This is a genomic window from Amycolatopsis pretoriensis, assembly GCF_900107925.1.
Classification (GTDB): Bacteria; Actinomycetota; Actinomycetes; order Mycobacteriales; family Pseudonocardiaceae; genus Amycolatopsis; species Amycolatopsis pretoriensis.
The window spans coordinates 65346-92312 of the sequence record NZ_FNUJ01000020.1 but is presented as its reverse complement, the minus strand read 5'-3'; the positions used below and the strand labels follow the sequence as shown (position 1 = coordinate 92312).

Below are 26967 nucleotides of genomic sequence, written 5' to 3'. Positions count from 1 at the left end.
GGGCTGGCTGCACTTCTACAATCACCATCGACCCCACAGCTCAACCGGCGGCAAGCCGCCGGTCACCCGACTGACCAACCTCCCTGGACATCACACCTAGGGGTGGCGGCGCCAGGTGAGGGCGATGTCCTTGGTGGCCAGCCAGGCGGCGAGGTCGTAGCCGTGCGCGGCCAGCCCTTCGACCGCCGCGTAGGTGGTTTCCAGGGCGTGCTGCGCGTCTTCGGCGGTGACCAGGCCGGCGGCGTGGGCTTCGAGGAGCTCGTCGGTGTCGATCACCCGCAGCGACAGCTTGTCCTTGAGCACGATGTCGACGTAGAGGTCGGTGGCGACCCAGCGCGGGCCGTCGCGGCGGACGCGGACGACGTCGAGGTAGAAGTCCTGGTCGCGTTCGTGGCCGGGGGAGAACCAGAAGTCGGTGAGCCGCAGGCCGAGCCGGGGGACCAGCCACGACTCGAGGTAGTGGAACTGGGCGCGCCCCGGCGTCGGGCGGGCCAGGTACAGGCCGAAGGGTTCCTCGCGGTACTCCTCGACCTCCCGCAGGATGCCCTTCGGGTCGATGTTCGCGCGCGCGGCGGGGTCGAAGACCTCGACCTTCGGGGGGTGCAGTGCGGCCATGGCGCTCATCCTGCCGGGCGGGTCACGAATCACGCACACCCGCCGCGCGCGCCACCTGTTCGGGCTAAGGTGCGCCGACTGTGAGTGAGGGGACCGGGGATGTTCGGGATCATCAGGCCGTGCCGGCATCGGCTGTCCGAGGGACTGCACGCGGACTGGCTGGCGCACCTGTGCGGGCTGTGCCTGACGCTGCGTGACGAGCACGGGCAGTTCGCCCGAGCGGTCACGAACTACGACGGGCTGATCATTTCGGTACTGGTCGAGGCCCAGACCGCCCGCGGCGGTTTGCGCCGCGACGCGGGCCCGTGCCCGCTGCGGGGCATGAAGCCGGCATCGGTGGCCCGCGGTGAGGGAGCCCAGCTCGCGGCGGCGGTGTCCCTGGTGCTGGCGGCGGCGAAGGTGGGCGACCACGTCGAGGACGGCGACGGCGCGTTCGGCAGGCGCCCGGTGGCTTTGGCGGCGCGGCGGGTCGCGGCTCGGTGGGCTTCCCAGGGGAGCAGCACCGGTGGCCGGGTGGGGTTCGACACGTCGGTGCTAACGGAGGCCGTGTCGCGGCAGGGGTTGTTGGAGCGGTCCGTCGGGCTGGGGGACTCGGCGTTGCTGGCGACCGAGCCCGCGGAAGTGGCGACGTCGGCGGCGTTCGCGCGGACGGCCGAGCTGGCCGGGCGGCCGGGCAATGTGGCGCCGCTGGCGGAGGCGGGCCGGTTGTTCGGGCGGGTGGCGCACTTGCTGGACGCGGTCGAGGACTACGCGGAAGACGCCGCGGCGGGGGCGTGGAACCCGCTGCGGGTTACGGGGACATCGTGGCCCGAGGCGCGGCGGCTGTGCGATGACGCGGTGCTCGGGGTGGAGCTGGCGTTGCGGGAGGTCGAGTTCGCGGAGCCGGGGTTGGTGCACGCGTTGCTGGTGCACGAGCTGCGCCAGTCGGTGCGGAGGGCCTTCGGCCACGGTTCAGCGCACGGCCACGGTTCAGCGCACGGCCACGGCGCCGCGCATGGTCAGGGTTCGTCGCACGGCGCCGGTTCGGACCACGGCCACGCCGCCGCGCATGGTCACGGCTCGCCGCACGGCGACGGTTCGGGCCACGGCCACGGCTCGGCGCGCGGCGATGGCTTGGATTCCGGCCACGGCTCGGACTCCGGCCACGGCACGATCCCCGGTGCCGATTCGGCGACCGCGAGCGGCCTGGAGTTCGGGGCAGACCGGCAGCCGAGCGGGCTCGCCGGGCAGCAGCCGCCGCCGGGGTGGATCGGGCCGGGGCCGACTCCGCAACAGCATCCGCACCAGCCGCCGCCGGGGTGGCGCGGGTCCGGTCCGGCTCCGCGGCAAGTCCCGCCGGGGTGGGGTTCGCAGCCGCCGCAAGGCTTTCCGCCGCCTGGCCCCGTTCCGCCGGCGGGCGCTCCGGGGTCGGATGGCCCGGGTGGCCGTGGTCCCGGTGGGCCCGGCGGCCGTGGCCCTGGAGGCCCGGGCGGGCCCGGTGGTCCGGGCGGACCTGGCGGACCCGGTGGCCCAGGAGGCCCAGGAGGCCCCGGAGATTCCGCCCCCGAGCCGCTCGACGGCAAAGGCGGCGGCCTCTGGTACCCGAAGTTCGCCGTCCCGCCGAAGAAGCGCAACTTCTTCCTCGGCTGCGCCCTCACGCCCTACATGTGCTGCACCTGCCAATTCTGCTGCCGCGATCCCTATCCTGGGCCGTGGAGCGGCAAACCGCACACGACCGGCGGCTGCGACTGCGGCTGTGACGGGTGTTGCGACTGCGACTGCTGTTGCGACTGCAACTGCTGAAGGGGGAGCGGGATGACGATGGACGACCTGCACGAACGGGGCCGCGAAAACTTCGCCGAACTGGTTGAAGACGGCGCGAAGCGGCTCGACGCGCTGTTCGCCGCCGTCCCCGCCCTCGGAGAGCTGGCCGTCGGTACCGTCTACGGGCACCTGCACGAACGTCCCGCGCTCGACGGCCGGACCCGTGAAGCCGCCACCCTCGCCGCCATCGTCGCGGCCGGGATGGTGGGGCCGCCGCTGAGCGTCCACCTCCGCACCGGCCTCGCCTCGGGGCTGTCGCCCGCCGAGGTCTGCGAAGTCGTCGTCCAGACGGCCGCGTTCGCCGGCTTCCCGCGCGCCGTTTCCGCCGCCGACCAGCTGAACCGCCTCTTCGAGGGCCACGGCCTCCCGATCCCGCCGCCACCTGCCCCACGCGAGGTGGTGCTGGGCTACCTCGCGGAACCCACGGCGGACGTCGCCGAGGTGCTCGCGGAGTTCCCGCGCACCGAGGTCCAGGCGACCGGGCCCGACCGGGTACTGGTGTCGTGCTTCGGGGACGACCCCGTCCCCGGCGCCGTCCTGAACTGCATAGTGACCGACGCCGAAGTCACCTCCGTCACGGTGTTCCGCCCTCGCTGACCAGGCCCGACGGAAAATGTCGGTGGGTCGGCTTACTCTGGTCGACGTGGCTTTCGCAACCGAACACCCCGTGCTCGCCCAGTCCGACTTCCGCCCCGTCTCGGAGATCCCCCGGACCGGCGGCCGCTTCGAGGTGGTCAGTGACTACCAGCCCGCCGGTGACCAGCCGGCGGCCATCGACGAGCTCGAACGCCGCGTCAACGCGGGCGAGAAGGACGTCGTGCTGCTGGGCGCCACCGGTACCGGCAAGTCGGCGACCACGGCGTGGCTGATCGAGCGCGTCCAGCGGCCGACGCTGGTGATGGCGCCGAACAAGACCCTCGCCGCGCAGCTGGCCAACGAGCTGCGCGAGCTGTTCCCGAACAACGCGGTCGAGTACTTCGTCAGCTACTACGACTACTACCAGCCCGAGGCGTACATCGCGCAGACGGACACCTACATCGAGAAGGACTCGTCGATCAACGACGACGTCGAGCGGCTGCGGCACTCGGCGACGATGAACCTGCTGTCGCGGCGGGACGTCATCGTGGTCGCGAGTGTGTCCTGCATCTACGGCCTGGGCACGCCGCAGTCGTACCTCGACCGGTCGTCGAAGCTGGCGGTCGGCATGCAGCTCGACCGGGATGTCTTCCTCCGGGCGCTGGTGGACGTCCAGTACACGCGCAACGACATCGCCTTCGCGCGCGGCACGTTCCGCGCGCGCGGCGACACGGTGGAGATCATCCCGGCGTACGAAGAGCTGGCGATCCGCGTCGAGTTCTTCGGCGACGAGGTCGAGAAGCTCTACTACCTGCACCCGCTGACCGGGGACATCGTCAAGGAGGTCGACGAGGTCCGGATCTTCCCGGCGACGCACTACGTCGCGGGCCCGGAGCGGATGGAAAAGGCGATCCAGGGCATCGAGAAGGAGCTCGAGGAGCGGCTGGCCGAGCTGGAGAAGGGCGGCAAGCTGCTGGAGGCGCAGAGGCTGCGGATGCGCACGGCCTACGACATCGAGATGATGCGGCAGGTCGGGTTCTGCTCCGGCATCGAGAACTACTCGCGGCACATCGACGGCCGCGGGCCGGGCACCGCGCCGGCGACGCTGATCGACTACTTCCCGGACGACTTCCTGCTGGTGATCGACGAGTCGCACCAGACCGTCCCGCAGATCGGCGGCATGTACGAGGGTGACATGTCCCGGAAGCGGAACCTGGTGGAGTACGGCTTCCGGCTGCCGAGCGCGGTCGACAACCGGCCGCTGACCTGGGAGGAGTTCTCCGACCGGATCGGGCAGACGGTGTACCTGTCGGCGACGCCGGGGCCGTACGAGATGGGCCAGGCCGCGGGCGAGTTCGTCGAGCAGGTCATCCGGCCGACGGGCCTGGTCGACCCGAAGGTGGTCGTCAAGCCGACCGAAGGCCAGATCGACGACCTGGTCCACGAGATCCGCGAGCGCGCGGACAAGGACGAGCGCGTCCTGGTCACCACGCTGACGAAGAAGATGGCCGAAGACCTGACCGACTACCTGCTGGAGCTGGGCATCCGGGTGCGCTACCTGCACTCGGAGGTCGACACGCTGCGCCGGGTGGAGCTGCTGAGGCAGCTGCGAGCGGGGGACTTCGACGTCCTGGTCGGCATCAACCTGCTGCGCGAGGGCCTCGACCTGCCGGAGGTGTCGCTGGTGGCGATCCTCGACGCGGACAAGGAGGGCTTCCTCCGCAGCGGGACGTCGCTGATCCAGACGATCGGCCGCGCGGCGCGAAACGTGTCGGGCGAGGTCCACATGTACGCGGACAAGATCACCGACTCGATGCAGCACGCGATCGACGAGACGGACCGCCGTCGCGAGAAGCAGGTCGCGTACAACGTCGAGCGCGGGGTCGACCCGCAGCCGCTGCGGAAGAAGATCGCGGACATCCTCGACCGGGTGTACAGCGAGGCGGAGGACACGGAGCAGGTCTCGGTGGGCGGCTCGGGCCGCAACTCCTCCCGCGGCAAGAAGCCCGAGCAGGGCGACCGGGTCCGCAGCTCGGGAATGCTGGTGGACAAGGACGTCTCGGCAATGCCGCGCGCCCAGCTGGCCGACCTGATCCAGCAGATGACGGACCAGATGATGCAGGCGGCCCGCGACCTGCAGTTCGAACTGGCGGCCCGGTTGCGAGACGAGATCTCGGACCTGAAGAAGGAGCTGAGGGGCATGGACGCGGCGGGCATCAAGTAGGCGACGCTCCGGGCCGGTGGGCCGGTGGGCCGTCTGGGGTCAGGCCTGCCTCGGTGCTCCCGACGCTCGGAGCCAGCAGGGCGCCCGGGGCGGCAGGGACTCGCGGCGGGCCAGCCGCCTGCTGCCTCGGCTCTGGTTGCCGAGGCTGGTCAGGTGGACTCAACCGTAGCCATCACCCGGGCGCGAAGCCGGCCGGAGCGAGCTGACTCGACGCTGCGGGGGACACTATGGAAGCACTACACCTTCATCGGTACCATTACACCATGGCGATGAACATCAAGGATTCCGAGACGGAGCGGCTCGCGGCCGAGGTCGCCGAGCTGACCGGCGACACCAAGACCGGTGCCGTCCGCGAAGCCCTGCGGTTGCGTCGTGATCAGCTCGTGGCGCGACAGACTTCGGCTCGGGAGGGAGCCGCGTTCGTGCGGTTCCTGGAAGAGGAGATCTGGCCGCAGGTCTCCCCGGAAAACCGCGGTGTGCCGATCAGCAAGGCCGAACGCGAAGAGATCCTCGGGTACGGGCCGGGTGGCGTGTGATCATCGACAGCTCGGCGATCGTCGCGACGATCATGGGTGAGCCGATGGCGCCGGTGCTCGGCGAGGTCATCGGCTCGGCGCCGGTCTGTCGCGTCGGGGCGCCGACGCTCGTCGAAACCACCTTGGTCCTGGTGCACAAGGAAGGACCGCGCGGCAAGGCTCTCCTCGCGGACTTCCTGCAGCAGCGGCGGTTCGAGATCGTCTCTTTCGGTGACGCCCACTGGCGTTCGGCGCAGGTGGCCTTCATGCGCTTCGGCAAGGGTCGGCATCCTGCCGGGCTGAACTTCGGGGATTGCCTCACCTACGCCACCGCGTTCGTCGCCGGGGAACCTTTGCTGTGCGTCGGGGACGACTTCCCGCAGACCGACCTCGAACTCGTGAAGCTCGGGCAGTGACCATCGACGCCTCCTGCGGCGACGTCGTTCGCCGGCTGGCGAAAGCCAAGCGTCCCTAGGGCGCCGGGGCCTCGGAATCCGGCTGCAGCATCCCGAAGATGTTGCCCTCGGTGTCCTTGGCGTACGCCAGCCACCCCACGCCCGGCACCGGGTTCTTCGGCAGCGCCAGCGAGCCGCCCGCCTCGCTCACCGATGCCAGCGTCGCGTCCAGGTCGGTTACCGCGATCGTGTTCACGTACCCGTGCACCGGGGCCGACTCCTCGGGTGCCGGGCCGACGCGCGGGACCAGGCCGCCGTCGATGCCGTCGCCTTCTCCCGTGGAAATCACCCAGTAGGGCGCCTCACCCCAGCGTTCGAACTTCCAGCCGAACACCGACGAATAGAACGCCACCGCGCGTTCGGGGTCGCCCGCGTGGATCTCGAAGTGGACGGGACGAGGCATGTGCGCCTCCTCGGGCCGGGCCGTCAAGGGTGCCGTGAGATTACCCCGAGAAGAGTCACAGTGGCGGCCGCGCCGACAGGGTGAGGTCCGCGTCGAAGTCCGGGAACCCGGCCGGGGCGCTGCGAGCCGTCAAGGCGGAGACCGGTGGCAGGCCCGCCCAGCGCCGGACTGTCGCCGTCGCCGCGGCCGCGTCCGCCGCGGGCAGCTGGGCGATCTTCGACCCGTGGTTGCCGCCCGGCACGTAGTAGCGGTACGAATCGCGGCTGCCGAAGCCCAGCTCGAACGGCTCCGCGCCCCACGGGTCGTTCGAGCCGTACACGAACAGCAGCCGCGTGCCGCGGGACTTGACCCAGAAGTCGATGTCCGGCATCGCCAGGTAGTCGAAGCGCGGCAGCCGGATCGACGCCGGCACGAACGTCTTCGGCTGGTCCGCGCCCGGGTAGCGGAGCAGGTCGCGCAGGTAGCCGTCGTACGCCTCGGGCGAGCCCAGCTGAACCGCCGCCTGGTAGTAGTACGGGATGAACGGCGCCAGGTCCTGGTCGGAGTACGTGTTGAGGCTCTCGACCTTCTCGTACCAGGCGTAGACATCGGCCGCGGGCGCGCCCGCCGCCGGGACCGTCGCGCAGTCCGCCTGCTTCTGGTACTGCCAGAACGCGAAGTACGAGTCGATCACCGAAATCTCGAGGGACTTGTCGGCCGAGCCGACGATCGAGAACGTCAACCCGCGGCGAGCCGCGGCCGCCGCGGCGATCACGCCCAGCTCGTCACGCCGCTTCAGCGCGTCCCGCTGGATCGCCTTCAGGGCAGCTCGGCACGCCGGGTCGTTGCCGACGCGGGAGAGGAACCGGTTGTAGACGTCGACCGGGTCGATCACGTCGTTGGGCGCGACGTACGGGATCGTCGCGTCGACGTCGTCGGGGAAGAAGCGGCGGAAGTACGTCGCCGTCATGCCGCCCTTGCTGCCGCCGGTGGCCAGCCACTTGCCGGGGTAGATCGCCTTGAACGCCTGGACCGCGCGGTGCTCGTCCGCGGCGGCCTGCCAGATCGTCAGCTGCTTCGCCCAGTTCTCCGGCTGGGGCCGCGACGGCGTGAAGTACCGGTACTCCATCGAAAGCTGGTTGCCGTCGACGATCTGCGTCGGCTCCGACCGGTTGGGCGCCGTGCTGACGTTGTAGCCGCTGGTGAAGGCGACCGTCGGCGCGGCGAAGTCGCGGTGCAGCAAGGTGAACCGCTGCTCGAACGTGCCCGCGCCGGGGTGGCGGTGGTCGGCGGGCTGGGTGAACGTCAGCTCGAAGAACCGGTAGCCGGCCGGGGCCGGGTCCTCCTTGACGACCGTGAGCCCGGGAATCCGCGCCAGCGCGGTTTCGATGTCGGACGCCGCGCTCGCGGCGGGCGCCAGGCCCACGACCATCAGCACGGCCGCCACGGCGGTGAACAGTCTGCGCATGGAGCACCCTCCCCGGCTCGATCCCACGTGGGACCCTCACAGAACCGGGCCCGGTCGGCAATCGGCTGTCCGGGCGCAGAATCGGTCAGGATCCGACTTTCGTCGGGTGGCGCGCGCGTCCTCATCCGTGCGCGGCCGCGGGCATCATGCGAGTTGTCCGGGTGATCGGCGCCACGTTACGGTCCGAAGCCGTAGGCACCGGCATCGAGCGAGGGGTCCGCCATGAAGGTTTCCGACTGCCCTACGACGCAGGTCGAAGTCCGCATCGCCGCGCGGCCGGCCGAGGTCTGGTCCTGGCTGCTGGACGTCGACCTGCCGGCGCGGTTCTCCACCGAGTTCCAGGGCGGCGGCTGGGTCGAGGGCGCCGAGCCCGGCCTGGGCGCGCGGTTCCGCGGTCGCAACTCGCACCCGGTCGCCGGGGAGTGGGAGACGGTCTCGACCGTGACCGGCTACGAGCCCGAGCGGCTGTTCGCGTGGGCCGTGATGGACGTGACGAACCCGGCCGCGTCGTGGAAGTTCGAGCTCGTCCCCGACGGCGACGGCACGATCCTGCGGCAGTGGGCCCAGATCGGCCCCGGCCCGTCCAACCTGACGACGATCATCGGCTCGATGCCCGAGCACGAGGAGGAGATCGTCGCGATGCGCCTCGGCGAGCTGCAGGGCAACATGCAGAAGACGGTCGAGGGCATCAAGACCCTCGCCGAGAGCGGCGTCCGCGCCGCTTAGCCGAGCATTCCGTCCACATAGGACTTGACGGCGGCGAGCGCCGCGGGTGACCGCCAGAGCCGCTCGACCTCCGGGTCGTCGCTGTGGCGGTACTCGGCGATCCGCTCGTGGAACGGCTGGCGGATCTGGGCCTTGGTGTGCGCGAACGGCTCGGGGGGCAGCTCACCCAGCCGGGTCGCGACCGCCAGCGCTCGCTCGAAGGCGTTGTCCGCCAGCTCGTCGACCAACCCGCGGGCCAGCGCGTCGGCACCGCCGTACGTCGAACCCGAGTAGGTGAGCGACGGCAGTGGTGCGGTGCCGTACGCGCAGCGCAGGATTTCCAGTGCGGCCAACGGGAACGGCACCCCGACGAGCAGCTCGGTCACGCCGATGGTGCCCGGGCCGAGCACGCGGTGGTCGCACGCCGCGGCGAGCACGGCGCCACCGGCGATCGCGGGACCGTTCAGCGCGGCGACCACCGGACGCGGGCAGCCGAACACGGCCAGGAGCGCGTCGGACAGCAGCGGCAGGAACTCCGACACGTAGGCCGCGCCGCCGTCGCGGATCCGCTTGAGGTCGACGCCCGCGCAGAAGATCCGGCCGGTGCCGGTCAGCACCACCGCGCGGGCGTCGGCGACCTCCTCCAGCCGGAACACGAGTTCGCGGCACGAGTCGGTGTCGAGCGTGTTGGCCCTGCCGTGGTCGATCCGCAGCACGGCGACGTCGTGGTGGCTCTCCAGGGTGATCGGCACGCGCCCGACCGTAACCGCTCAGGTTTCACCGCTCAACCGGACCGCCATCTCAGCTCGTGATGTCCTTCCGCGCGAACCGGCGCCCGGCGTACAGGAAGAACACCGTCCCGTAGATCACCGCCGAGAGCAGGCCGCTCGCGAGGTTGGTCCAGTCGACGTCGGTCGAGATCAGGTCCATCCACGAGAACGCGTAGTGCGTCGGCAGGTAGTTGCGGAGCCCCTCCAGCGCCGTGATCTGGTCCAGGATCTGCGACAGGATCGCCACCAGCACCGCGCCGCCGACCGCGCCGAGCGGGGCGTCGGTCGACACGCTCAGCGCGAGCGCCAGCCCGGCCACCCAGGCCAGCTGCAGGATGATGTACACAGTGGACAGTGCGATGGCCAGCATGCTGTCGCTGAACGACACCGCGTCGCCCGTCGGGCTGATCGCGTCACCCGCGCCGTACCAGATCAGCCCGACGATCAACGACATCACCGGCAGCAGGACGAGCGCGAACGCCGAGAGCAGCCCGGACACGATCGCCTTCTGCCGCAGCACCCGCTGGCGCGGCACCGGCACGGCCAGCAGGTACTTCAGGCTCGACCACGACGCCTCGCTCGCGATCGTGTCGCCGAAGAACAGCGCCACGATCATCGGCAGCAGGAACGTCCCGGACACGAACAGTGCCAGCACGACGAAGTTCGGCGCCGACGCCGTGGCCAGGTCGACGAACCCGCCGCTGCGCCGGTTCGGGTTCGACTGCCCGAGCTCGAACGCGATCACCAGGATGAACGGCAGGATCGCGACGAACCCGAGCAGGAACTGCGTGCGCCGCCGCTTGAGCTGGCGCCGCAGCTCGACGCCGAGGCGCAGCGTCCGCCGGGCGGAATAGCCCTCGACGGCGCCATCCGGCCCCACGCCGGCGTGTTCGGCCGAAGCGACGTCGCTCAGCTCGTCGAGCGCGTGCGGATCGGTGTGCACACCCTCGCTCATGATTCCTCTCCGACCAGTTGCAGGAACGCGTCTTCCAGCCGGCGCCGAGGCCCGGCCTGCTCGACCGCGACGCCGGCGCGAACCAGCGCGGCGACGCCCTCGGCCCGCGGCAGCTCACCGAGGTTCGCGTGCACGAGCTCACCTTCGACGTCGACGTCGGTGACGCCGCTGAGCGCCTTGAGCGCCGCGGCGGCCGCGGCCGGGTCGTCGACCCGGAACGTCGCTTCGCCGCCCGCCGCGGCCAGTTCGCCGACCTCGCCCGAGGCGACCAGCGAGCCGCGGTGCATCACCACGACGTGCGTGCAGGTCTGCTCGACCTCGGCCAGCAGGTGGCTGGACACCACCACCGTGCGGCCGGTCGCGGCGTACCGCTTCAGCACCTCGCGCATCTGGTGGATCTGGGGCGGGTCGAGCCCGTTGGTCGGCTCGTCGAGCACCATCAGCTCCGGCAGCCCGAGCATCGCCTGCGCGATCGCCAGCCGCTGCCGCATGCCCTGGCTGTAGGTCCGCACCCGGCGTTCGACGGCCGTGCCGAGGCCGGCGATCTCCAGCGCCTCCGCGAAGTGCGCCTTCTCGGCCGGCCGCCCGGTCGACGCCCAGTACAGCTCGAGGTTCGCCCGGCCGGACAGGTGCGGCAGGAAGCCGGACCCCTCGACGAACGAGCCGATCCGCGACAGCACCGGCGCGCCGCCCGTGATCTTGTGCCCGAAGACGCGGATGCTGCCCTCGGTCGGCGTGATCAGGCCCATCAGCATCCGCAGCGTGGTCGTCTTGCCCGCGCCGTTCGGCCCGAGCAGGCCGAGCACCTGGCCCGGCTCGACGCGGAAGGAAAGGTCCTTCACCGCGACGAACCCGCCCGCGTACTGCTTGCGCAGCCCCTCGATGACCAGTGGGGTCGTCGACAGCTCCGGGTCGACGTCGGTGGCGCGGCGACGCCGAAGCGCCGCGAAGAGCACCACGGCCAGGCCGATCGCCAGCGTCACGCCGATGCCGACCAGCTGCCCGACCGGGGCCGGCGAACCGACCGACGTCCCGGGCACGACCGGCACGGCCAACGCGGTGCCGCCGGCCAGCGCGACCCGGAACACCGCGGGCGCGGCCGGCGAAGCGAAGGCCTGGTCGGTCGTGCCGACGACCAGCCGCAGCGAGTGCCCGCCCTCGATCGGGCGGACGATGCCGGGCAGCGTCACGGTGACCTCGACCGGCGTGCCGTCGGCGGGCAGCCCGCTCACCCGGAACGGCGCGATCGCGTTCGCCGGCAGCACGCGGGAGCCGTCCTGGCCGACGTCGTAGAGCTTCGCGAACAGCACCGCGTCCGGCTGCGGGTGCGCCGGGTCCGCGGCCACCTGCAGCCGCACGGTCGACGCGCCGCTGACGACGACCTGACCGTCCACCGGCGCGGTCGTGAACTGCGCGGCCTGGCCCGGCGGGTCGTTGCTGAACAGCGCGCCGAGCCGCGACGTGCTGCTCGCGACGCCGTTGAGGCCCGGGATGCCGCTCACCGCCGAGGGGTTCGCCCCGGCCGGGCGCACGATCGGCTGCGCGGGGCCGGCCATCGCCAGCATCCGCCGCTCGGTGGCCGGGCCGGTGAGGCCGGGGTACGTGGCCGCGGTGACCGTGCGGACCGACGGCGTCCCGTTGGCGCGCAACGTGCCCTGGACGTCGTAGCTGAACCCGGTGCCCGGGTCACCACCGTTGACGGCGCTCCAGAGGAAGTCGCCGATCTTGGCGCGCAGCTGCGGACCGGGCTTCCCGCCGTCGTGGCCGCCGGTGTACCAGATCGTCTTGACCTTGCCGCCCGCCGCGGTGATCTGGCGCGCGTTCGCGTCGGACTGGTCGAGGCCGAAGAGCGTGTCGCTCTCGCCCTGCACCAGCAGCGTCGGCACGGTGATCTTGCTCGTCACGGACGCGGGGGAGACGCGGCGCAGCAGGTCGACGCTCGCCTGGCTCGTCTGCCCGGTGGTGCCGAGTTCGGTGTACGCGCGGCAGACGGCGGCGGTGAACCGGCCGCACGGGTCGGCCGGGCCGCTCTGGCGCCCGCCGCCCGCCCCCGGCGGCGCGGCGGGGACGGCCGCTGCAGCGCCCCCGGCGGCGCCGGTCGACCCGGTGTCGGTCTCCTGCCCGGCTTCGGGAGCCTCGGCCGACGGCGACCCGCTCGACGCGGCACCCGAGCCCGCCGAGAAGAAGATGCCGGCCCAGCTCTTCTTGAACACGCCGTCGGTGGCGAACGCGCCGGCGGCCGGGGTGCCCGGCGCCGTGAGCGCGGGCGTGGCCGCGTTCGGGACCAGGCCCTGCGCGAGGTCGTTGTAGGTGATCACCGGGGCGATCGCGTCGACGCGCTTGTCCGTGCCGGCCAGCAGGAGCGAGAGCGCGCCGCCGTAGGAGGCGCCGGTGACGGCCACCTTCGGGTCGCCCTTGTCGTCGAGCGTCACCTGGTGCTGCGCGACGAGCCGGTCGATCAGGCGGCTCGCGTCGGCGACCTCGCCGTCCGGGTCGTTGAGCCCGATCTTGCCGGTGCTCTTGCCGAACCCGCGCGCGGACCACGTCATGACGACGAAGCCCTTCCGGGCGAGTTCGCGCGCGTCGTCGGCGACGCTGCTCTTGTCGCCGCCGAAGCCGTGCGCGAGCAGCACCGCGGGCGCGGGCACGGTGGCGGGCAGGTAGGTGGTCGTGTCGATCTTGACCTGCTCCGCCGAACCGGGGGCGGCGGGCATGTCGATCAGCGCGTCCTGCGTGGGCACCGGCGCGGGCGCCGCGGGCCGCGTGATCCAGAAGACCGCGCCGGCGGCCAGGACCACGACGACGGCGGCGAGCGCGGTGAGGCGGGCTCCACGGGTGCGCGGGAGCGGGAGTCGGGGCACCAGACGAACCTATTTGAGCTTTGCTGAGAGTGTCGCTCGAACCTCACAGCGATCACACGCTCGAGACCGCCTGGTGGACCGAAGTGACCGAAATTACAGGACCAACCCGGTGACGTGCGCGATTCCGGCTGGCGCTCGACCGGGGAGAACCGGCAAACTGGACGCGCTGTGAGGGGAGTATTCCTTCGCGGCGGTGTCGTCAGCACGGTGGCCCTGCGCCCCCGGCACCGTCGGCCGGTGTTTTCACCGGCGGGAGAGACCTCCGGTTAGTTGCTCATGCGCACTATCCGGAGGTTCTGGTTCCATGACTGTCCCCCTGTGGCTGTGGATCGCCACGATCGGCGGCCTGCTCGCGTTGATCGCGCTGGACCTGGTCATCGTCGATCGCAAGCCGCACGAAGTGACCACGGGGGAAGCCGCTCGCTGGGTGATCTTCTACATCTCGTGCGCCGTGCTCTTCGGTGCCGGCGTGTGGATCTTCGCCGGGCACGACCCGGGCGTCGAGTTCTTCACCGGCTACATCACCGAGTACTCGCTGAGCGTCGACAACCTGTTCATCTTCATGATCATCATGGCGTCGTTCAAGGTGCCCGCCATCCACCAGCACCGCGTGCTGCTGGTCGGCATCCTGCTCGCGCTCGGCTTCCGGAGCATCTTCATCGCCATCGGCGCCGCGCTCATCGAGCAGTTCGTCTGGGTGTTCTTCCTCTTCGGCGCCGTGCTGCTGTGGACCGCGGTCAGCATGCTGCGCGGCAAGGGCGAGGAAGAGGAGTACCACGAGAACGTCGTCACCCGGCAGGTGCGCAAGTTCGCCCCGGTGACCGATGACTACCACGGCCACCACTACACGGCGAAGCTGAACGGCAAGCGGATGATCACGCCGATGCTGCTGGTGATCGTGGCCATCGGCTCGGCGGACCTGCTCTTCGCGGTCGACTCGATCCCGGCGATCTTCGGCATCACGCAGGAGGCGTTCCTCGTCTTCACCGCCAACGCGTTCGCGCTGATGGGCCTGCGGCAGCTGTACTTCCTGCTCGGCGGCCTGGTGACGAAGCTGGTCTACCTCACCTACGGCCTCGCGGTGATCCTCGCGTTCATCGGCGCGAAGCTGTTCCTGCACGCCCTGCACGAGTACCACGTCGTGCCGGACTGGCTGGACATCAACAACTGGATCTCCCTCGGGGTGATCATCGTCGTGCTGACCATCACCACGGTGGCGAGCCTGGCGAAGGCCAAGCGTGACGAACGCAAGCAGGTCGCCGCGTAAGACCCGACCTTAGGTCGTTCGCAGGGCTAAGGAATTCCGGTACGGTCGAGGACGTGCGTCCTGCCGACATCGAAGCCCTCGTCGCCCCCGGCCGTCCCGCGCTGCGCGGGAACCTGCTGCTCACCGCGTTGAAGAAGCCCGATCTCGCCACGAACGCCGCGCACAGTTCGCTGCGGCGCGTCGCGCTCGACGGCGGGGAGACCGCGTGGACGCACGGTCCGCGCGACTCGGCGCCCGCGATCTCCCCGGACGGGCGCTGGGTGGCGTTCCTCCGCGCGGGGGACGGCAAGGGCGCCGAGGGCAGCCCGCAGCTGCACGTCATGCCGGCCGACGGCGGTGACGCGCGCCGGCTGACGTCGCTGCACCTGGGCGCCGGCGAGCCGGTGTGGGCGCCGGACTCGCGGCGGATCGCGTTCACCGCGCGCCTTCCCGAACCCGGCCGGTACGGGACCGAGGACGCCGACGGCGAGACGCCGGAGCCGGCCGCCGAGGCGCCGCGCCGGATCACGCGCATGGACTACCGCATCGACGACATCGGGTTCCTGCGCGACCGGATGCAGCGGCTGTTCGTCATCGACGCGCTGGACGAGGACGCGACGGACCCGGAGCCGCTGACCGGCGACGGCTTCGACGTGACCGGCCCGGTCTGGACGCCGGACGGCACCCGCGTCGTCTTCACCACGCCGCCGGACTGGGACGCGGCCGAGAGCGACCTCCGCGACGTCTGCGCGATCTCCGCCTCGGGCGGCGAGCCCGAGGTCGTCGTGCGGGGCGCCGGGTTCTCGGAGCGTCCGGCGTTCGGCGCGGACGGCACGTTGTTCTACTTCGGACAGTCCTTCGACGAGCACCGCGAAGCGGCGATGACCGGGCTGTACGCGGCGACGCCGGAGTTCGGCGCCGGCCCGGTGAAGGCGCGCCGGCTCACCGACATCGAAACGGTCGACTGCGAGGCGTCGGCCGGGCCGCCGGCGCCGCGCGAGGGCGACGTGTTGGTGGCCGTCCGCAACCGCGGCGCGGTGGAGCTGCGCGCGGTCCCCTTTACTGCCGCGGACGCCCCGCTGGCCGACCTGCCGGTGGTCTACGCCGACCGCACGGCGCTGCGGTCGTTCACGCTCGACGGCTCGGTGCTGGCGGCCGTGATCGCCACGCCGTCGACCTCGGGTGAGGTCGTGCTGCTCGGCGACGGCGAGCCGCGGGTGCTCACCGACTACTCGAAGCCGTTGCGCGACAAGGGCATCCGGCCGATGATCGAGCTGGAGACCACAGCACCGGACGGCTACCCGGTGCACGGCTGGCTGGTGCTGCCCGAGGGCGAGGGCCCGCACCCGGTGCTGCGCGTGGTGCACGGCGGCCCGTTCACCCAGCAGGACTGGGCGGTGTTCGACGAGGCGCAGGTGTACGCGGCCGCGGGGTACGCGGTGGTGCTCGGCAACCCGCGCGGGTCGGCGGGCTACGGCCAGACCCACGGCCACTCGATCACCGAGGCCTTCGGCACGGTCGACGTCGACGACGTCCTGGCGCTGCTGGACAAGGCCCTCGAACAGCCGGACCTCGACGCCGCCCGCGTCGGCATCATGGGCGGTTCGTACGGCGGGTTCATGACGAGCTGGCTGGCGGCCCACCACGGCGAGCGCTTCAAGGCGGCGTGGAGCGAGCGCGCGGTCAACGCGTGGGACTCGATGGTCGGCAGCTCCGACATCGGCTACTTCTTCGTCGACGCGTACATCGGTGCTTCGCCGGACGTGCAGCGCGAGAAGTCCCCGCTTTCGTACGCCGCGCAGATCAAGATCCCGTTCGCGGTCGTGCATTCGGAGCAGGACTGGCGCTGCCCGCTGGAGCAGGCGCAGCGGATGTTCGTCGCGCTGCGGCGGGCGGGGGCGCCGGCGGAGATGCTGCTGTTCCCCGGCGAAGGCCACGAGCTGTCCCGCTCCGGCCGGCCCCGGCACCGCGTCCAGCGCTTCGAAGCGATCCTCGAGTGGTGGGGCCGGCACCTGTGACCGTGCCCGAGGTCGACTTCGAGCTCGAGACCTGGCGGATGGTGCTGTTCCGGGCGGGTCCCCGCGCGGGCGAGATCTCCGAGGAGATGGCACGGGAGCTGCGCGCGCGGCACTTGTCGTCGGCGCGGCAGCAACAGGCGGCGGGATCGCTGCTGTTCGCGGGGGCGGTCCCGGAGCCGTCGGAGTCGTTGCCGGTGACGGGGGTGGCGTTCTTCCGGACGTCGGAGGCGGAGACGCGGGCGATCCTGGATGCGGATCCGGCCGAGCAAGCGGGGTTGATCGCCTCGGAGATCGTCGGCTTCGTGTGCCCGAGGGGAACGCTTGGCTGAGGGCCTGGTCTGCTTCGACGTTGACGGGACGCTGGTCCCCGGCACGAGTTCGTGCGCCTGGGTGGCCGCGGTGCTGGGCCACGAAGCCGAGCTCGTGGCGGCCGAGGCGGCCTACGGCGCGGGACTGATGACGAACCAGGAGGCGTCGGTGCTCGACGCCCGCGGCTGGGCCGGCCACACCGAGGCCGAGATCGACGCCCGGCTGGAGACGTTGCCGCTGGTCGACGGGATCGCCGAGACGGTGACGTGGTGCCGGGAGCGCGGCCTGCGCCCGATCCTGACGACGCTCGCGTGGACGCCGGTGGGGCGGATGCTCGCCGGGCGGTTCGGGTTCGCCGCCTACTGCGGGCCGGTCCCCGCGGTGGCCGGCGGCCGCTACACCGGCGACGTCGCCGAGCACCTGGACGAGTACGGGAAACGGGACTTCGCGCTGGCCCAGGGGATCGTGCCGGAGCGGTGCGTCGCCGTCGGGGACAGCCGTTCGGACCTGCCGCTCTTCGCCGCCGTCGGCATGAGCATCGGCTTCAACGCAAGCCCCGACGCCCGCGCCGTCGCGACGCACCTCGTCGACGGCGGTGACCTGCGGGCGATCGTCCCGCTGCTGGACGCTCAGTTCAGCAGCGTGTAGTTCAGCTCTTCGCAGACGCGGCCGAGCGGGACGTCGAGACCCGGGTGGTCCAGCGGCAGCAGCACGTCCGGCGCGATCGGCAGCGCCGCGCCCGCCGGCGGGTCCCACAGGCAGATCGCGGGATCGCCCGAGTCCATCGACGAGCGGTACCAAAGACCGTCCAGATCGCTGAACGCGCCGCGGATCGCGCGCGCCCACGCCTGCGTCAGCTTCTTCGGGCCGCTCGAGATCTCCTGGGACGCGCCGACCCGCGTCGGCCACAGGCCGGTCAGGTCGAGCAGGCGCAGCGTGCGCGTCGGGCGGACGACGACCAGGCGGGGCCCGCGGGTGCGGCGGTCGACCGTCGAGCTGGTCTGGAAGACCTCGGCGACCGACGTGCGGACCGTGAGGCCGAAGTAGAGGACCCCGTTCGCGGGATCGGTGACCGGCGCGCCGCCGCGGCCGGGCGACTGCTGGTCGAACCGGCCGTGCGGGAGCGGGCCGGTGTAGCGGAACGAATTCCACTGCTGGGGGTGGTTGCCGTGCGCCGTGAAGATGCGGACCAGCCTGGTCGCGGGCTGGACCGTGACCACGTCACTCGCACGGTTCAGCTGCCGGACCAGGACGGATCGGGCGGGCGGCAGCGGTAGCCGGGCCATGGGTCGGGGGTGGTCCGTCCTTGTCGGTGATCTTGCTCGGGGAGGCTCCAGCCTAGAACGGCGAGCCGAGCGTGGCGATGAGGCGGGCGATGTGGTCCGGGTCACCCCCGGAGAGGAGCCACTGCCGCGGGGTCGCGGGGTGCTCGTTGATGACGAGGTCGGGCTGCGGTGTGCTCATGAACGCGGCGACGACCAGCGCGGGCTGGTCGTCGGGGAGGGCTTTGAGCACGACTTCGAGGCCGGGGAGCACACCCGAGCCGGCGAACTGCCACGCGGGGAGGCGCCAGCCGCCGTCCTTCCAGCCGGTCAGCCTGCCTTCCTTGAGGCGGTGCCGGATCCGGCTGTCGTCGACGCCGAGGGTTTTCGCTGCTTCGTTGACGCTGAGCGCGCCTTCGGCGAGGACGGCGTGCGCGGCCACCGTGCGGGCGCGGAAGTCCGGTTCGCCTTCCCGGCGCGGCGAGAGGTCCAGGCCGACGTCGGCGAGCGCGGCCCGCTGGTCGGCCGAGAAGTAGTGCGAGGGATCCGGGTTCGGTGGGGACAGTCTGCGCGCCGCGTCTTCGACGAGCGTGAGGAACTCGTTCGCGTCGACCTTCAGGCCCGCCTTGGCGAGGATGTTCTCCAGCGCTACAGACATGCGGTTCAGACTAACCCGAAACAGCGCGCGTGTGCGGGTTCGTGCGTTTTCTTGCCCTATCTGTGGGTGAATTCACCAGAGATCGACACTTAACGCACATCAGTCAACACGTTGAGTAGGCAACTTCCGGTCAGTCTGACGGCATCGGGCGACGATGTCCAGGCTTGACAGGGTGCTTGCGCGGCTTTACGTTCCGTGTGAGTAAACGATTTCCGCTCCGTGCTCATCAGGATCCGGCGGTTCGCGCCGGTCATGGGGGACACAGGGGGTGGGGCGTGCCTGGGGGGCCCGGCACGAGCCGGCCCCCGGGCACGTCGCTCCGCTCCCGTGCCGATCCTCGCGTCAGCGGCGCGAACTCTTCCGTTCGATCAGCGTCGCTTCGAGCGTCGTGGTCGTGGCTTCGCGGCCGCCGTCCGAAATCCGGGCCAGCAGCAGCTGCGCCGCCACGCGGCCGACCTCGTACGCCGGCTGGGCGACCACCGTCAGGGGCGGGTCGATGAGCGTCGTCCACGGGGCGTCGTCGAACGAGACGATGCCGACGTCGCGGCCCGGCCGCAGCTCACGCGACGACAGCGCCTCGAGCACGCCGATCGCCATCGTGCTGTTCGCGACCAGCAGCGCGTCCGGCGGGGACGGCTCGTCGAGCAGTTCCAGCGCCGCCAGCCGGGCACCCTCGGCGCGGTACTCCGCCCGCCGGGCCAGGACGGCCGCTTCGCCGACCACGTCGGCGTACCCGGCGAGGCGGTCGTCGGCCGTGCGGACCCCCGCCGGGCCGGTCAGGCAGCCGACGCGGCGGTAGCCGCCCGCCAGCAGGTGCCGCGTGGCTTCGGCGGCCGCGTGGCGCGTGTCGACCAGGACCTGGTCGCCCGTGTCGGCCGGCAGCGGGCGGTCGACCGCGACCAGCGGCGTGCCCTGGCGGCGCAGGCCCTCGACGTTCGTCGACCGGCCGGTCGGCGACAAGACCACCCCGGCGACCCGCTCCTGCAGCGCGACCTCGATGTAGCGGCGCTCCTTGTCCTCGTTCTCGTCGGAGTTGCAGAGCACGACGGAGTAGCCCGACCGCTGGGCGAGGTCCTCGACACCGCGCGCGATGGCCGTGAAGAACGGGTTTTCGACGTCGGAGATGATGAGCGCGAGGACCGCGGTCTCCTGCCGGCGCAGGTTCCGGGCCAGCCCGTTCGGGTGATACCCGAGCTCGGCGGCCGCCTCCTGCACCCGCGCGGCGAGGGTGGGGTCCACAGTGGACTTCCCGTTGAGCGCGCGCGACACGGTCGCCGTGGAGACGCCGGCCCTCGCCGCCACGTCGCTGATGGTGGCCACACGCCCTCCCTGATCACTGGTCGAGGGGGAGGATAGCGCTGCCGAGGGTCGTTTACCGTCCGCTTACCTCCCGGTGTTATGGCTCCCGACCGGATGACGGCGGGGGTTACGCCGAACGGAGCCGGTCACGCTCCGCCGCGTCCACAGTGGAGGGTGGGGTGAAGTAGCCGCGCGGGGTGAGCCCGGTGAGGGCCCGGCAGTCCCGGCTGAGGTGCGCCTGGTCGGAGTACCCGGCGGCGACGGCGAGCGCGGCGAGGCCGGGAACGCGCGGAGCGAGCGCGACGGCCCGTTGGAACCGGGCGACGCGCAGGTAGGTGGCCGGCCCGTACCCGACGGCCTGGACGAACCGCCGCCGCAGGCGCCGCTCGCTCACGGCGGAGGGTTCCTCGAGCCGGATGGCCGCGAGATCGGGTGAAAGCCTGGAACTGCCGGACTGCACTTTGGTTCGCGCTGGATCGGCTTGACCACGAGCCAGGCGCGCCTCCGCCACCCTTGCCGCCCCCGCGTCCAACCGCTCGATCAGCTCCGCCACCGCCCGATCGGCCGGCCCTGCCTCCGGCAGCCGCGACGCCACCGCCTCCGCCGGCGACAGCTCACCCGCCAGCAACCGCTCCGCCAGCACCTCCCCGGCCGGCCCCCACAACTCGCCCAACGACACCCGCCGGTCCCGCAGCTCGTCCGCCGCCACGCCCAGCACCGCCGGGGCGTGCCCCGGCCTGAACCGGACGCCCCGCAACTCCGCTCCCGGCCGCGTCACCGACGACCACGCTGCCGTGTCCGGGCCTGCGATGAACACCCCGCCGTCGCCCACCACCAGGTCCAGGCAGCCGTCGGGGACGATCCGCTTCGGGCCCGCCGATGCCGATCGCCACACACAGCGCGCCACGCCTGCCAGCCGCCGGGGTGGTGCCGCCTCCTCATACACACCCCGATCATGCACCCGGGCACCGACAAAAACCGGGTGGCACCCGTTCGGGTGAAACCCGGCGGGTAACGGCTAACGCGCGGTGAGGTCACGGCGAGATAGAGGTCGACGCACTCGACGCGAGTGCGCGCGACGAGAGAAGACCTCTTCATGGGTGCTCACACCGCGAACCGCGACCCGGGCCGCGCCAGGTCGGCCGGCAGCGTCGTGGTCGTCCTGGGTGTGCTCGCGGCGGCCTTCGCCGTGACGTCGTTCGTCGTGCCGCGGTCCGCTCGCGGGCCGGCCAAGGTGGAGCCGGTCGCCGCGCCGGTCGTGCCGGCCGCCGTCGCCACGGTGAGCCACTCCGTCGTCTACGAACTGCTCGGCGCGCACGGCGCCCGGGACGTCACCTACGCCGGCGCCGGCTCGGTGCTGACCCAGCACGCCGAGGTCGGCACGCCGTGGTCGGCCGCGTTCACCCGGGTCGGCCCGGTCGGGCGCACCGAGTTCTACAGCGTCGCCGCGCGGAACCCCGGTCCCGGCGAGCTGCGCTGCCGGATCCTCGTCGACGGGGCCGTCGTCGCCGAGAAGACCGTCGCCGAGCCGGGCCGCCAGTTCGCCTGCGCCGTCTGACGGCACTATGAGCGGCGTGAACGACGCCGCGATCCGCTTCGGGCCCGCCCTCGTGGCGGTGCTGGTCCTGCTCGCCGTCGCCGCCACCGCGGTCGTCCGGTTCGGCGGGCTCGGCCGGGGGCGGGACGTGCTGATCGCCGCCGTCCGGGCGGTCGCGCAGCTGGCCCTCGTGTCGTTCGTGATCACCGCCGTGCTGCGCTCGGCCCCGCTGACCGGCCTGTTCGTGCTGCTGATGTTCGGCATCGCCGCGGTGACGTCGGCGCGCCGCGCGGGCCGCTGGGCGAACCTGCCGTGGACGGCGCTGGCGATCGCGGCCGGTGTCGTGCCGGTGCTCGCGCTGGTCCTCGGCGCCGGAGTCGTCCCGCCGAAGCCGATCGCGGTCGTGCCGATCGCCGGCATCGTCATCGGCGGCGCGATGACCGCGACGTCGCAGGCCGCCCGGCGCGCGCTCGACGAGCTCGAGGCCCGCCACGGCGAATACGAAGCCGCGCTCGCCCTCGGCTTCCTGCCCCGGCCGGCCGCGCTGGAGATCTGCCGCCCGTCGGCGGGCCACGCGCTGATCCCGGCGCTGGACCAGACCCGCACCGTCGGCCTGGTGACGCTCCCGGGCGCCTACGTCGGCGTGCTGCTCGGCGGCGCCGGGCCGGTCGAAGCGGGGCTGACGCAGGTGCTCGTGCTGATCGGGCTGCTGGCCGCGGAAGCCGTCTCGATCCTGGTGACCGTGCAGTTCGTCGCGGCGGGGAAGCTCAGCCGAGCGGCGTAGCCAGGTGGGCGGTGTCGTTGAAGCGCCGGATGATCCAGGTGTCGCCGTGCACCACCAGGTGCGAGATCGAGCCGTTGTCCGCGCCGAGGAACGCGAACCGCTCGACCGAACGGCCCGCCTGCGCGAACACTTCGCCGATCACGCCGCCGTGGGTGAACACCGCGACGCGCTGGTCGGGGTGGGCCGCGGCGATCCGCGTCAGGGCGCCGCGCAGCCGGGCGCCGAACGCCTCGTCGGACTCGGCGCCCGGGATCACGTCCCAGCGCTGCTCGGCCCACAGCCGCTCGATGATCGGGTGGCCGTCGGCGCTGTACTTGCGGAAGAGGCCGTTCTCCCAGTCGCCCAGGTGGATCTCGCGCAGGTCCCGTTCGACCGCCGGGGTGAGCCCCAGCTTCTCCGCCAGCGGCGCGGCGGTCTCGGCCGTGCGCCGCAGCGTCGTCACGTAGATCGCGTCGATCCGCTCGCCGGCGAGCCGGTCGCCGACGCGCCGGGCGTGGTCGCGGCCGTCGGGCGCGAGCTCCGGGTCGGCCTGGCCCTCGACCAGGGTGAAGGGGTTTTCCCCACGAGCCGGAGCGGACTCGCCGTGGCGCACCAGGAAGATCTCCGTCGCGCCCGGCGGCGGGCTGAAGCGGTGCTGGCGGTACTCGATCTCCTGCTCCGGGGTGCTCATGGCCCCGACCCTAGCCGAGTTGCTTGTCCACGAAACACCACCGCCACGTCTCACCGGGCTCGAAGCTGCGCATCACCGGGTGCCGCGATTCGTGGAAGTGCTGGGTGGCGTGCCGCCGCGGCGAGGAGTCGCAGCAGGCGACGTTCCCGCACTTCAGGCACATCCGCAGGTGCACCCAGGTCGTGCCCTCTTCGATGCAGGCGGCGCACGTGTCCGGCGAGCTCGGGTCCTTCTCGACCCACTCGTGGGCCAGGTGCTTGCACGAGCCGGCCGTCGCGGCCGGGGTCCGCAGCTCGCGGCCTTCGACGTCGGGTTCTTCCTCGTCGCGGTCCAGCATGGACTCTTCGATGTCGAGCCGCTCCAGGACCTTGCGCAGGACGTCGTCGTCGGCGCTGCCGCTGTCGCGGGCCTTGAGGAACTGGCGCCGCTCGACGTCGAGCAGCTCCAGGCGCAGGCGGCGGTAGGCGTCGCTCGGCGTCTCGGCCAGCGCGCTCTGCCGGCCGAGCTGCTCCCACGCCGAGTCGGCGCGGTGCTGCAGCCGGTCGCGCAGGCGCTGGATGATCTCCGGCGGGTCGTCGTCCGTGCGGATCTCTTCGAGCTTGGCCAGCGCCGCGCGGGTCATGTCGTGCAGGACGGCCGCCTCCTGCAGCGCGTCCTCCGCCGGGTCCGGCCGCGGCAGGCGCAGCTTCCGGATCAGCGGCGGCAGCGTCATGCCCTGCACGGCCAGGGTGCCGGCCACGACGACGAACGCCGCGAGCACCAGCACGGCCCGCTGCGGGGTGTCCGCGGGCAGCACGAACGCCGCGGCGAGCGTGACCACCCCGCGCATGCCCGCCCAGGCGATCACGGCCGAGTAGCGCCACGGCCAGATCTTCGCCCGCGGCTTCTTCGGCAGCAGGTGCCGTTCCACCCGCTTCACCGTGCCGATCCCGGCCATCCACAGCACGCGCGTGAGGATGGTCGCGGCGAGCACGGCGACGCAGATCCAGGTCAGCATCGCCAGCGACAGCCCGCTTTCGCCGACTTCGGCGAGGATCCGCCGCAGCTGCAGGCCGATCAGCAGGAAGACCATGTTCTCCAGCAGGAACGCGATGGTCTGCCAGTTCAGCCGGGACGCCAGCCGGGTCGAGCCGGACAGGATCTGCGGCGCCTTGTGGCCGAGGATGAGCCCGGCGATGACGACCGCGAGCACGCCGGAGCCGTGGATCGCCTCGGCCGGGATGTAGGCGATGAAGGGGACGGCGAACGAGAGCGCGGTGTCGAGCACCGGCTCGTTCAGCCGGGCGCGGACGAACGCCGCCGCGAACCCGACGACGAGCCCGACCACGGCCCCGCCGATGGCCGCGCGGAAGAAGTCGGCGCCGACCTGCCACAGGCTGACCGACCCGGCCAGCGCCGCGATGGCCGTGCGGAGGGCGACCAGCGCGGCGGCGTCGTTGAACAGGCTCTCGCCTTCGAGCAGCCGGATCAGCTTGCGCGGCATGCCGACCCGGCGGGCGACGACGCTGGCGGCGACCGCGTCCGGCGGTGCGACGACGGCGCCGAGCGCGATGCCGCCGGCCAGCGGGAGGCCGGGGATCACCGCCCAGGCGACCACGCCGACACCGAGCGTGGTGAACACGACGAGCCCGACCGACATCAGCCCGATGGCGCTGCGGTTCTTCCGGAAGTCGACCAGCGACGTCTGGATGGCCGCCGAGTACAGCAGCGGCGGCAGCAGGCCGAGCAGCACGACCTCGGGGTCGAGGTGGTACTCGGGCACGCCGGGGACGTAGGAGGCGGCGACGCCGACGACGATCAGGCACAGCGGGGCGGACCAGTCCAGCCGCCGCGCTCCCGCGCTGACGAGGAGGACGGTCACGACCAGCGCCACTATCTCTGCCGCTATGTGCACGGGGTAATCATCACCCCGGGGTCGCGGCGGGCGTCACCGGGCCAGCTCGGTGAGCACCTCGGCGACCAGCTGGGTGTCCATGTACTCGGTGATCTCGCGGATCCGGCCCTCTTCGAGCCGGAAGACGAAGCAGTACCGGTTGTCGTACCGCCGTCCGGTCTTGGTGGCGACGCTGCCCCGCGTTTCGACCACGACGACGTCGTCTTCGGCGACGAACCGGCTCGCCGTGCTGGTGTAGGTGCCCTCGAACTGCTCGCCGAGCGGGCCCAGCAGGTCGCGGCGGACGGAGTCCTTGCCGGCGAAGGTGCCGGACCAGCTGTTGTGCCCGCTGACGGTCCAGGTGACGTCGTCGGCCATCGCGGCGATCAGCGGCCGGATGTCGCCGGTGGCCCAGGCGTCGAACGCCGACTCGAGGAGCTGCTTGTTTTCGGACGCGCTCATGGTTCCCTCCCAGTGTGTGTGGCCCAGTCAACACGCTGGAGCGCACTCCAGGGCAAGCTCCTAGGCTGGGTTCGTGACGACGGTGGAGACCGCGGCCGGCGCCCTGCGCGGGTCCGAACGCGACGGAGTCCGGACGTTCCTGGGCGTGCCCTACGCCGAGCCGCCGGTGGGGGAGCTGCGGTTCCGCGCGCCCCGGCCGGTGCCGTCGTGGACCGGGGAACGCGACGCGACGAAGTGGGCGCCCCGGGCGCCGCAGCCCGAGCTGACCGGGCGCGGCTTCACCGGGGACGAGGACTGCCTCTACCTGAACGTCTACGCCCCCGCGGAACCCGGCTCGTACCCGGTGCTGGTGTGGATCCACGGCGGCGGGGGCGTGATGGGCGCGCCGCACCAGTTCGACGCCTCCGCGTACGCCCGCGCCGGTGTGGTCGTCGTGACGGTCGCCTACCGGCTCGGCGTGCTCGGGATGCTGCACCTGCCCGGCGTCGCCGAATCGAACCTGTCCCTGCGTGACCAGGTCGCCGCCCTGGAATGGGTGCGCGACGACATCGGTGCCTTCGGGGGCGATCCGGGCCGCGTCACGCTCGCCGGGCAGTCCAACGGCGGCCGGACCGTCGGGACGCTGCTGGCCGTGCCCGCCACCCGGGGGCTCGTCCACCAGGCGATCGTGCAGAGCGGCACCGGCGTCGGCTCGGTCGTGCACACTCCCGCCGAGGGCGCGGAGATCGCCTCGTCCGTCCTGTCCGAACTGGACGCGGCGCCTTCGGACCTGGCGACGCTGCCCGTGAAGCGGATTCTCGAAGCGCAGCAACGGGTTTCGGCGGTTTCCGGGACCAAGGTGACCTACCGCGTGGTCGTCGGCGACGAGCTGCTGCCGCGACGGCCACTGGAGGGCGTCCGCGAAGTCCCGCTGCTCATCGGGACCACGGCCGACGAGGAAGACCTGTTCAGCTGGCTGCAGTCGGGCGGCGCGAAGCTCCTGGGCGTCGGCTCGACGATGCTGGACGCACCCGCTGTCGAGAAGGCGGTCGCAGCGTATGACGACCTACTCGACTGGCCCGAGGACCAGATCCGCAATCGCGCGCTGACCGCGGGGGATTGGTGGATCCCGGCGATTCGCTTCGCCGAGAAGCAGCCGGACGCGTGGATGTACCGGCTGGACTGGCGGATCGCCCCGCGTGGCAAGGGACTCGGCGCCCCGCACGGGCTCGACCTGCCGCTCGTGTTCGACGACATCCGCAACAAGAACTGGCGGTTCCTCTTCGCCGGCCGGACGTTCACGGCCGAGCGGATGCAGGCGATGGCGACGGAGATGTTCGACGCGTGGGTCCGGTTCATCACGACCGGCAACCCGGGCTGGCCCCGCTACACGACGGAAGACCGCGTCACGCACCTCTTCGACGACGTCTCCACGACGGTCTCCGACCCGGACCGCACCCAGCGCCTCCTCTGGGACTCCCCCGTAAAGCCGTGAATGGCACATTCACGGACACTTAAGCCCTGAATGTGCCATTCACGGA

At 71.9% G+C, this 26967-nt stretch carries 25 protein-coding genes and 1 pseudogene; 13 read left to right on the top strand and 13 right to left on the bottom strand.

Translation table 11 applies throughout. From position 1 onward, the window contains the following. Positions 1-96: 96 nt before the first annotated feature. Positions 97-615: a ribonuclease FAU-1 family protein gene (locus tag BLV96_RS48165; protein WP_086678930.1), complete on the bottom strand. Its 519-nt coding sequence runs from the start codon at positions 613-615 to the stop codon at positions 97-99. A gap of 99 nt (positions 616-714) precedes the next feature. Between BLV96_RS48165 and BLV96_RS51635 the strand changes: the two are divergent. The 5 genes and pseudogenes from BLV96_RS51635 to BLV96_RS48140 form a co-directional block, all read left to right on the top strand. Next, positions 715-1584, top strand: a pseudogene (locus BLV96_RS51635) (DUF5685 family protein); the annotation flags it as partial. A gap of 825 nt (positions 1585-2409) precedes the next feature. Next, positions 2410-3015 carry a carboxymuconolactone decarboxylase family protein gene (locus BLV96_RS48155; RefSeq protein WP_086678929.1) on the top strand — a complete coding sequence of 202 codons (606 nt, stop codon included), beginning with the start codon at positions 2410-2412 and terminating at the stop codon, positions 3013-3015. A gap of 46 nt (positions 3016-3061) precedes the next feature. After that, the gene (gene uvrB / locus BLV96_RS48150) at positions 3062-5218 is read left to right on the top strand and encodes an excinuclease ABC subunit UvrB (RefSeq protein ID WP_167379976.1); all 2157 of its coding nucleotides are present in this window, start codon (positions 3062-3064) and stop codon (positions 5216-5218) included. 263 nt (positions 5219-5481) lie between these two features. Next, positions 5482-5754 (top strand): type II toxin-antitoxin system VapB family antitoxin, encoded by a 273-nt coding sequence (locus BLV96_RS48145; protein WP_086678928.1) that lies wholly within the window; start codon positions 5482-5484, stop codon positions 5752-5754. Further along, entirely contained in the window at positions 5751-6149 is a 399-nt protein-coding gene (locus BLV96_RS48140; protein WP_086678927.1) for a type II toxin-antitoxin system VapC family toxin, read from the top strand. The genes BLV96_RS48145 and BLV96_RS48140 overlap by 4 nt, the downstream gene beginning before the upstream one ends. A gap of 55 nt (positions 6150-6204) precedes the next feature. Here BLV96_RS48140 and BLV96_RS48135 read toward each other — a convergent pair whose 3' ends face one another. Both BLV96_RS48135 and BLV96_RS48130 read right to left on the bottom strand, forming a co-directional pair. Next, positions 6205-6591: a VOC family protein gene (locus BLV96_RS48135; protein ID WP_086678926.1), complete on the bottom strand. Its 387-nt coding sequence runs from the start codon at positions 6589-6591 to the stop codon at positions 6205-6207. A gap of 55 nt (positions 6592-6646) precedes the next feature. Beyond that, positions 6647-8038: a S28 family serine protease gene (locus BLV96_RS48130; protein WP_086678925.1), complete on the bottom strand. Its 1392-nt coding sequence runs from the start codon at positions 8036-8038 to the stop codon at positions 6647-6649. A 222-nt stretch (positions 8039-8260) separates the two neighbouring features. Between BLV96_RS48130 and BLV96_RS48125 the strand changes: the two genes are divergently transcribed. After that, positions 8261-8764: an SRPBCC family protein gene (locus BLV96_RS48125; protein ID WP_086678924.1), complete on the top strand. Its 504-nt coding sequence runs from the start codon at positions 8261-8263 to the stop codon at positions 8762-8764. Here the strand turns inward: BLV96_RS48125 and BLV96_RS48120 are convergent. From BLV96_RS48120 to BLV96_RS48110, 3 genes are read right to left on the bottom strand one after another with little or no spacing between them, the layout of a single operon-like run. Next, complete coding sequence (locus tag BLV96_RS48120; RefSeq protein ID WP_091390482.1) at positions 8761-9495, bottom strand: enoyl-CoA hydratase/isomerase family protein; 735 nt, start codon at positions 9493-9495, stop codon at positions 8761-8763. The genes BLV96_RS48125 and BLV96_RS48120 overlap by 4 nt on opposite strands. Positions 9496-9544: 49 nt before the next feature. Further along, a complete protein-coding gene (locus BLV96_RS48115; protein ID WP_167379975.1) occupies positions 9545-10468 on the bottom strand; it encodes an ABC transporter permease in 924 nt (307 codons plus the stop codon). Continuing rightward, positions 10465-13329: an alpha/beta fold hydrolase gene (locus BLV96_RS48110; RefSeq protein WP_086680655.1), complete on the bottom strand. Its 2865-nt coding sequence runs from the start codon at positions 13327-13329 to the stop codon at positions 10465-10467. Before BLV96_RS48110 ends, BLV96_RS48115 begins: the two co-directional genes overlap by 4 nt. A 304-nt stretch (positions 13330-13633) precedes the next feature. Here BLV96_RS48110 and BLV96_RS48105 point away from each other — a divergent pair, with 304 nt between their 5' ends. From BLV96_RS48105 to BLV96_RS48090, 4 genes are read left to right on the top strand one after another with little or no spacing between them, the layout of a single operon-like run. Continuing rightward, complete coding sequence (locus BLV96_RS48105) at positions 13634-14596, top strand: TerC family protein (RefSeq protein ID WP_086680656.1); 963 nt, start codon at positions 13634-13636, stop codon at positions 14594-14596. A 53-nt stretch (positions 14597-14649) separates the two neighbouring features. Continuing rightward, positions 14650-16593, top strand: coding sequence for a S9 family peptidase (locus BLV96_RS48100; RefSeq protein ID WP_086680658.1), 1944 nt, complete (start codon positions 14650-14652; stop codon positions 16591-16593). After that, positions 16575-16922, top strand: a complete 348-nt coding sequence (locus BLV96_RS48095; protein WP_244181008.1) for a YciI family protein — start codon at positions 16575-16577, stop codon at positions 16920-16922. The genes BLV96_RS48100 and BLV96_RS48095 overlap by 19 nt, the downstream gene beginning before the upstream one ends. Then, the gene (locus tag BLV96_RS48090; RefSeq protein ID WP_086680662.1) at positions 16915-17550 is read left to right on the top strand and encodes an HAD family hydrolase; all 636 of its coding nucleotides are present in this window, start codon (positions 16915-16917) and stop codon (positions 17548-17550) included. Before BLV96_RS48095 ends, BLV96_RS48090 begins: the two co-directional genes overlap by 8 nt. Here BLV96_RS48090 and BLV96_RS48085 read toward each other — a convergent pair. The 4 genes from BLV96_RS48085 to BLV96_RS48070 form a co-directional block, all read right to left on the bottom strand. Then, a complete protein-coding gene (locus BLV96_RS48085; RefSeq protein ID WP_086680664.1) occupies positions 17532-18188 on the bottom strand; it encodes an RES family NAD+ phosphorylase in 657 nt (218 codons plus the stop codon). The two genes, BLV96_RS48090 and BLV96_RS48085, sit on opposite strands and share 19 nt — an antisense overlap. Positions 18189-18240: 52 nt before the next feature. Then, positions 18241-18822, bottom strand: a complete 582-nt coding sequence (locus BLV96_RS48080) for a MerR family transcriptional regulator (RefSeq protein ID WP_091390480.1) — start codon at positions 18820-18822, stop codon at positions 18241-18243. Positions 18823-19164: 342 nt separating this feature from the next. Then, positions 19165-20142, bottom strand: a complete 978-nt coding sequence (locus tag BLV96_RS48075; protein WP_091390477.1) for a LacI family DNA-binding transcriptional regulator — start codon at positions 20140-20142, stop codon at positions 19165-19167. A gap of 106 nt (positions 20143-20248) precedes the next feature. Continuing rightward, positions 20249-21016 (bottom strand): helix-turn-helix domain-containing protein, encoded by a 768-nt coding sequence (locus BLV96_RS48070; protein WP_086672359.1) that lies wholly within the window; start codon positions 21014-21016, stop codon positions 20249-20251. A 201-nt stretch (positions 21017-21217) separates the two neighbouring features. On the opposite strand from BLV96_RS48070, the gene BLV96_RS48065 reads away from it, so the two are divergent. Together BLV96_RS48065 and BLV96_RS48060 are read left to right on the top strand one after the other, a co-directional pair. After that, complete coding sequence (locus BLV96_RS48065) at positions 21218-21679, top strand: MmpS family transport accessory protein (protein WP_086672259.1); 462 nt, start codon at positions 21218-21220, stop codon at positions 21677-21679. Between the two features lie 16 nt (positions 21680-21695). Continuing rightward, complete coding sequence (locus tag BLV96_RS48060) at positions 21696-22442, top strand: ABC transporter permease (RefSeq protein WP_167379974.1); 747 nt, start codon at positions 21696-21698, stop codon at positions 22440-22442. On the opposite strand, the gene BLV96_RS48055 is transcribed toward BLV96_RS48060, so the two are convergent. The 3 genes from BLV96_RS48055 to BLV96_RS48045 are packed head-to-tail and all read right to left on the bottom strand — an operon-like array spanning position 22426 to position 25447. Then, positions 22426-23112: a histidine phosphatase family protein gene (locus BLV96_RS48055; protein ID WP_086672262.1), complete on the bottom strand. Its 687-nt coding sequence runs from the start codon at positions 23110-23112 to the stop codon at positions 22426-22428. The genes BLV96_RS48060 and BLV96_RS48055 overlap by 17 nt on opposite strands. Before the next feature lie 10 nt (positions 23113-23122). Further along, on the bottom strand, positions 23123-25006 hold the full coding sequence (locus tag BLV96_RS48050) for a Na+/H+ antiporter (protein WP_244181007.1): 1884 nt from the start codon (positions 25004-25006) through the stop codon (positions 23123-23125). Positions 25007-25039: 33 nt separating this feature from the next. Further along, a complete protein-coding gene (locus BLV96_RS48045) occupies positions 25040-25447 on the bottom strand; it encodes a nuclear transport factor 2 family protein (protein WP_086672266.1) in 408 nt (135 codons plus the stop codon). A gap of 73 nt (positions 25448-25520) precedes the next feature. Between BLV96_RS48045 and BLV96_RS48040 the strand changes: the two genes are divergently transcribed. Further along, positions 25521-26921 carry a carboxylesterase/lipase family protein gene (locus BLV96_RS48040; RefSeq protein WP_086672268.1) on the top strand — a complete coding sequence of 467 codons (1401 nt, stop codon included), beginning with the start codon at positions 25521-25523 and terminating at the stop codon, positions 26919-26921. Positions 26922-26967: the final 46 nt, after the last annotated feature.

Bases quoted from the DNA above. Each gene is read 5' to 3' on its own strand.
- BLV96_RS48165 (WP_086678930.1), bottom strand. From the start codon at position 615: ATGGCCGCACTGCACCCCCCGAAGGTCGAGGTCTTCGACCCCGCCGCG.
- BLV96_RS48155 (WP_086678929.1), top strand. From the start codon at position 2,410: ATGACGATGGACGACCTGCACGAACGGGGCCGCGAAAACTTCGCCGAA.
- BLV96_RS48145 (WP_086678928.1), top strand. From the start codon at position 5,482: ATGGCGATGAACATCAAGGATTCCGAGACGGAGCGGCTCGCGGCCGAG.
- BLV96_RS48135 (WP_086678926.1), bottom strand. From the start codon at position 6,591: ATGCCTCGTCCCGTCCACTTCGAGATCCACGCGGGCGACCCCGAACGC.
- BLV96_RS48130 (WP_086678925.1), bottom strand. From the start codon at position 8,038: ATGCGCAGACTGTTCACCGCCGTGGCGGCCGTGCTGATGGTCGTGGGC.
- BLV96_RS48125 (WP_086678924.1), top strand. From the start codon at position 8,261: ATGAAGGTTTCCGACTGCCCTACGACGCAGGTCGAAGTCCGCATCGCC.
- BLV96_RS48115 (WP_167379975.1), bottom strand. From the start codon at position 10,468: ATGAGCGAGGGTGTGCACACCGATCCGCACGCGCTCGACGAGCTGAGC.
- BLV96_RS48105 (WP_086680656.1), top strand. From the start codon at position 13,634: ATGACTGTCCCCCTGTGGCTGTGGATCGCCACGATCGGCGGCCTGCTC.
- BLV96_RS48085 (WP_086680664.1), bottom strand. From the start codon at position 18,188: ATGGCCCGGCTACCGCTGCCGCCCGCCCGATCCGTCCTGGTCCGGCAG.
- BLV96_RS48080 (WP_091390480.1), bottom strand. From the start codon at position 18,822: ATGTCTGTAGCGCTGGAGAACATCCTCGCCAAGGCGGGCCTGAAGGTC.
- BLV96_RS48065 (WP_086672259.1), top strand. From the start codon at position 21,218: ATGGGTGCTCACACCGCGAACCGCGACCCGGGCCGCGCCAGGTCGGCC.
- BLV96_RS48055 (WP_086672262.1), bottom strand. From the start codon at position 23,112: ATGAGCACCCCGGAGCAGGAGATCGAGTACCGCCAGCACCGCTTCAGC.
- BLV96_RS48045 (WP_086672266.1), bottom strand. From the start codon at position 25,447: ATGAGCGCGTCCGAAAACAAGCAGCTCCTCGAGTCGGCGTTCGACGCC.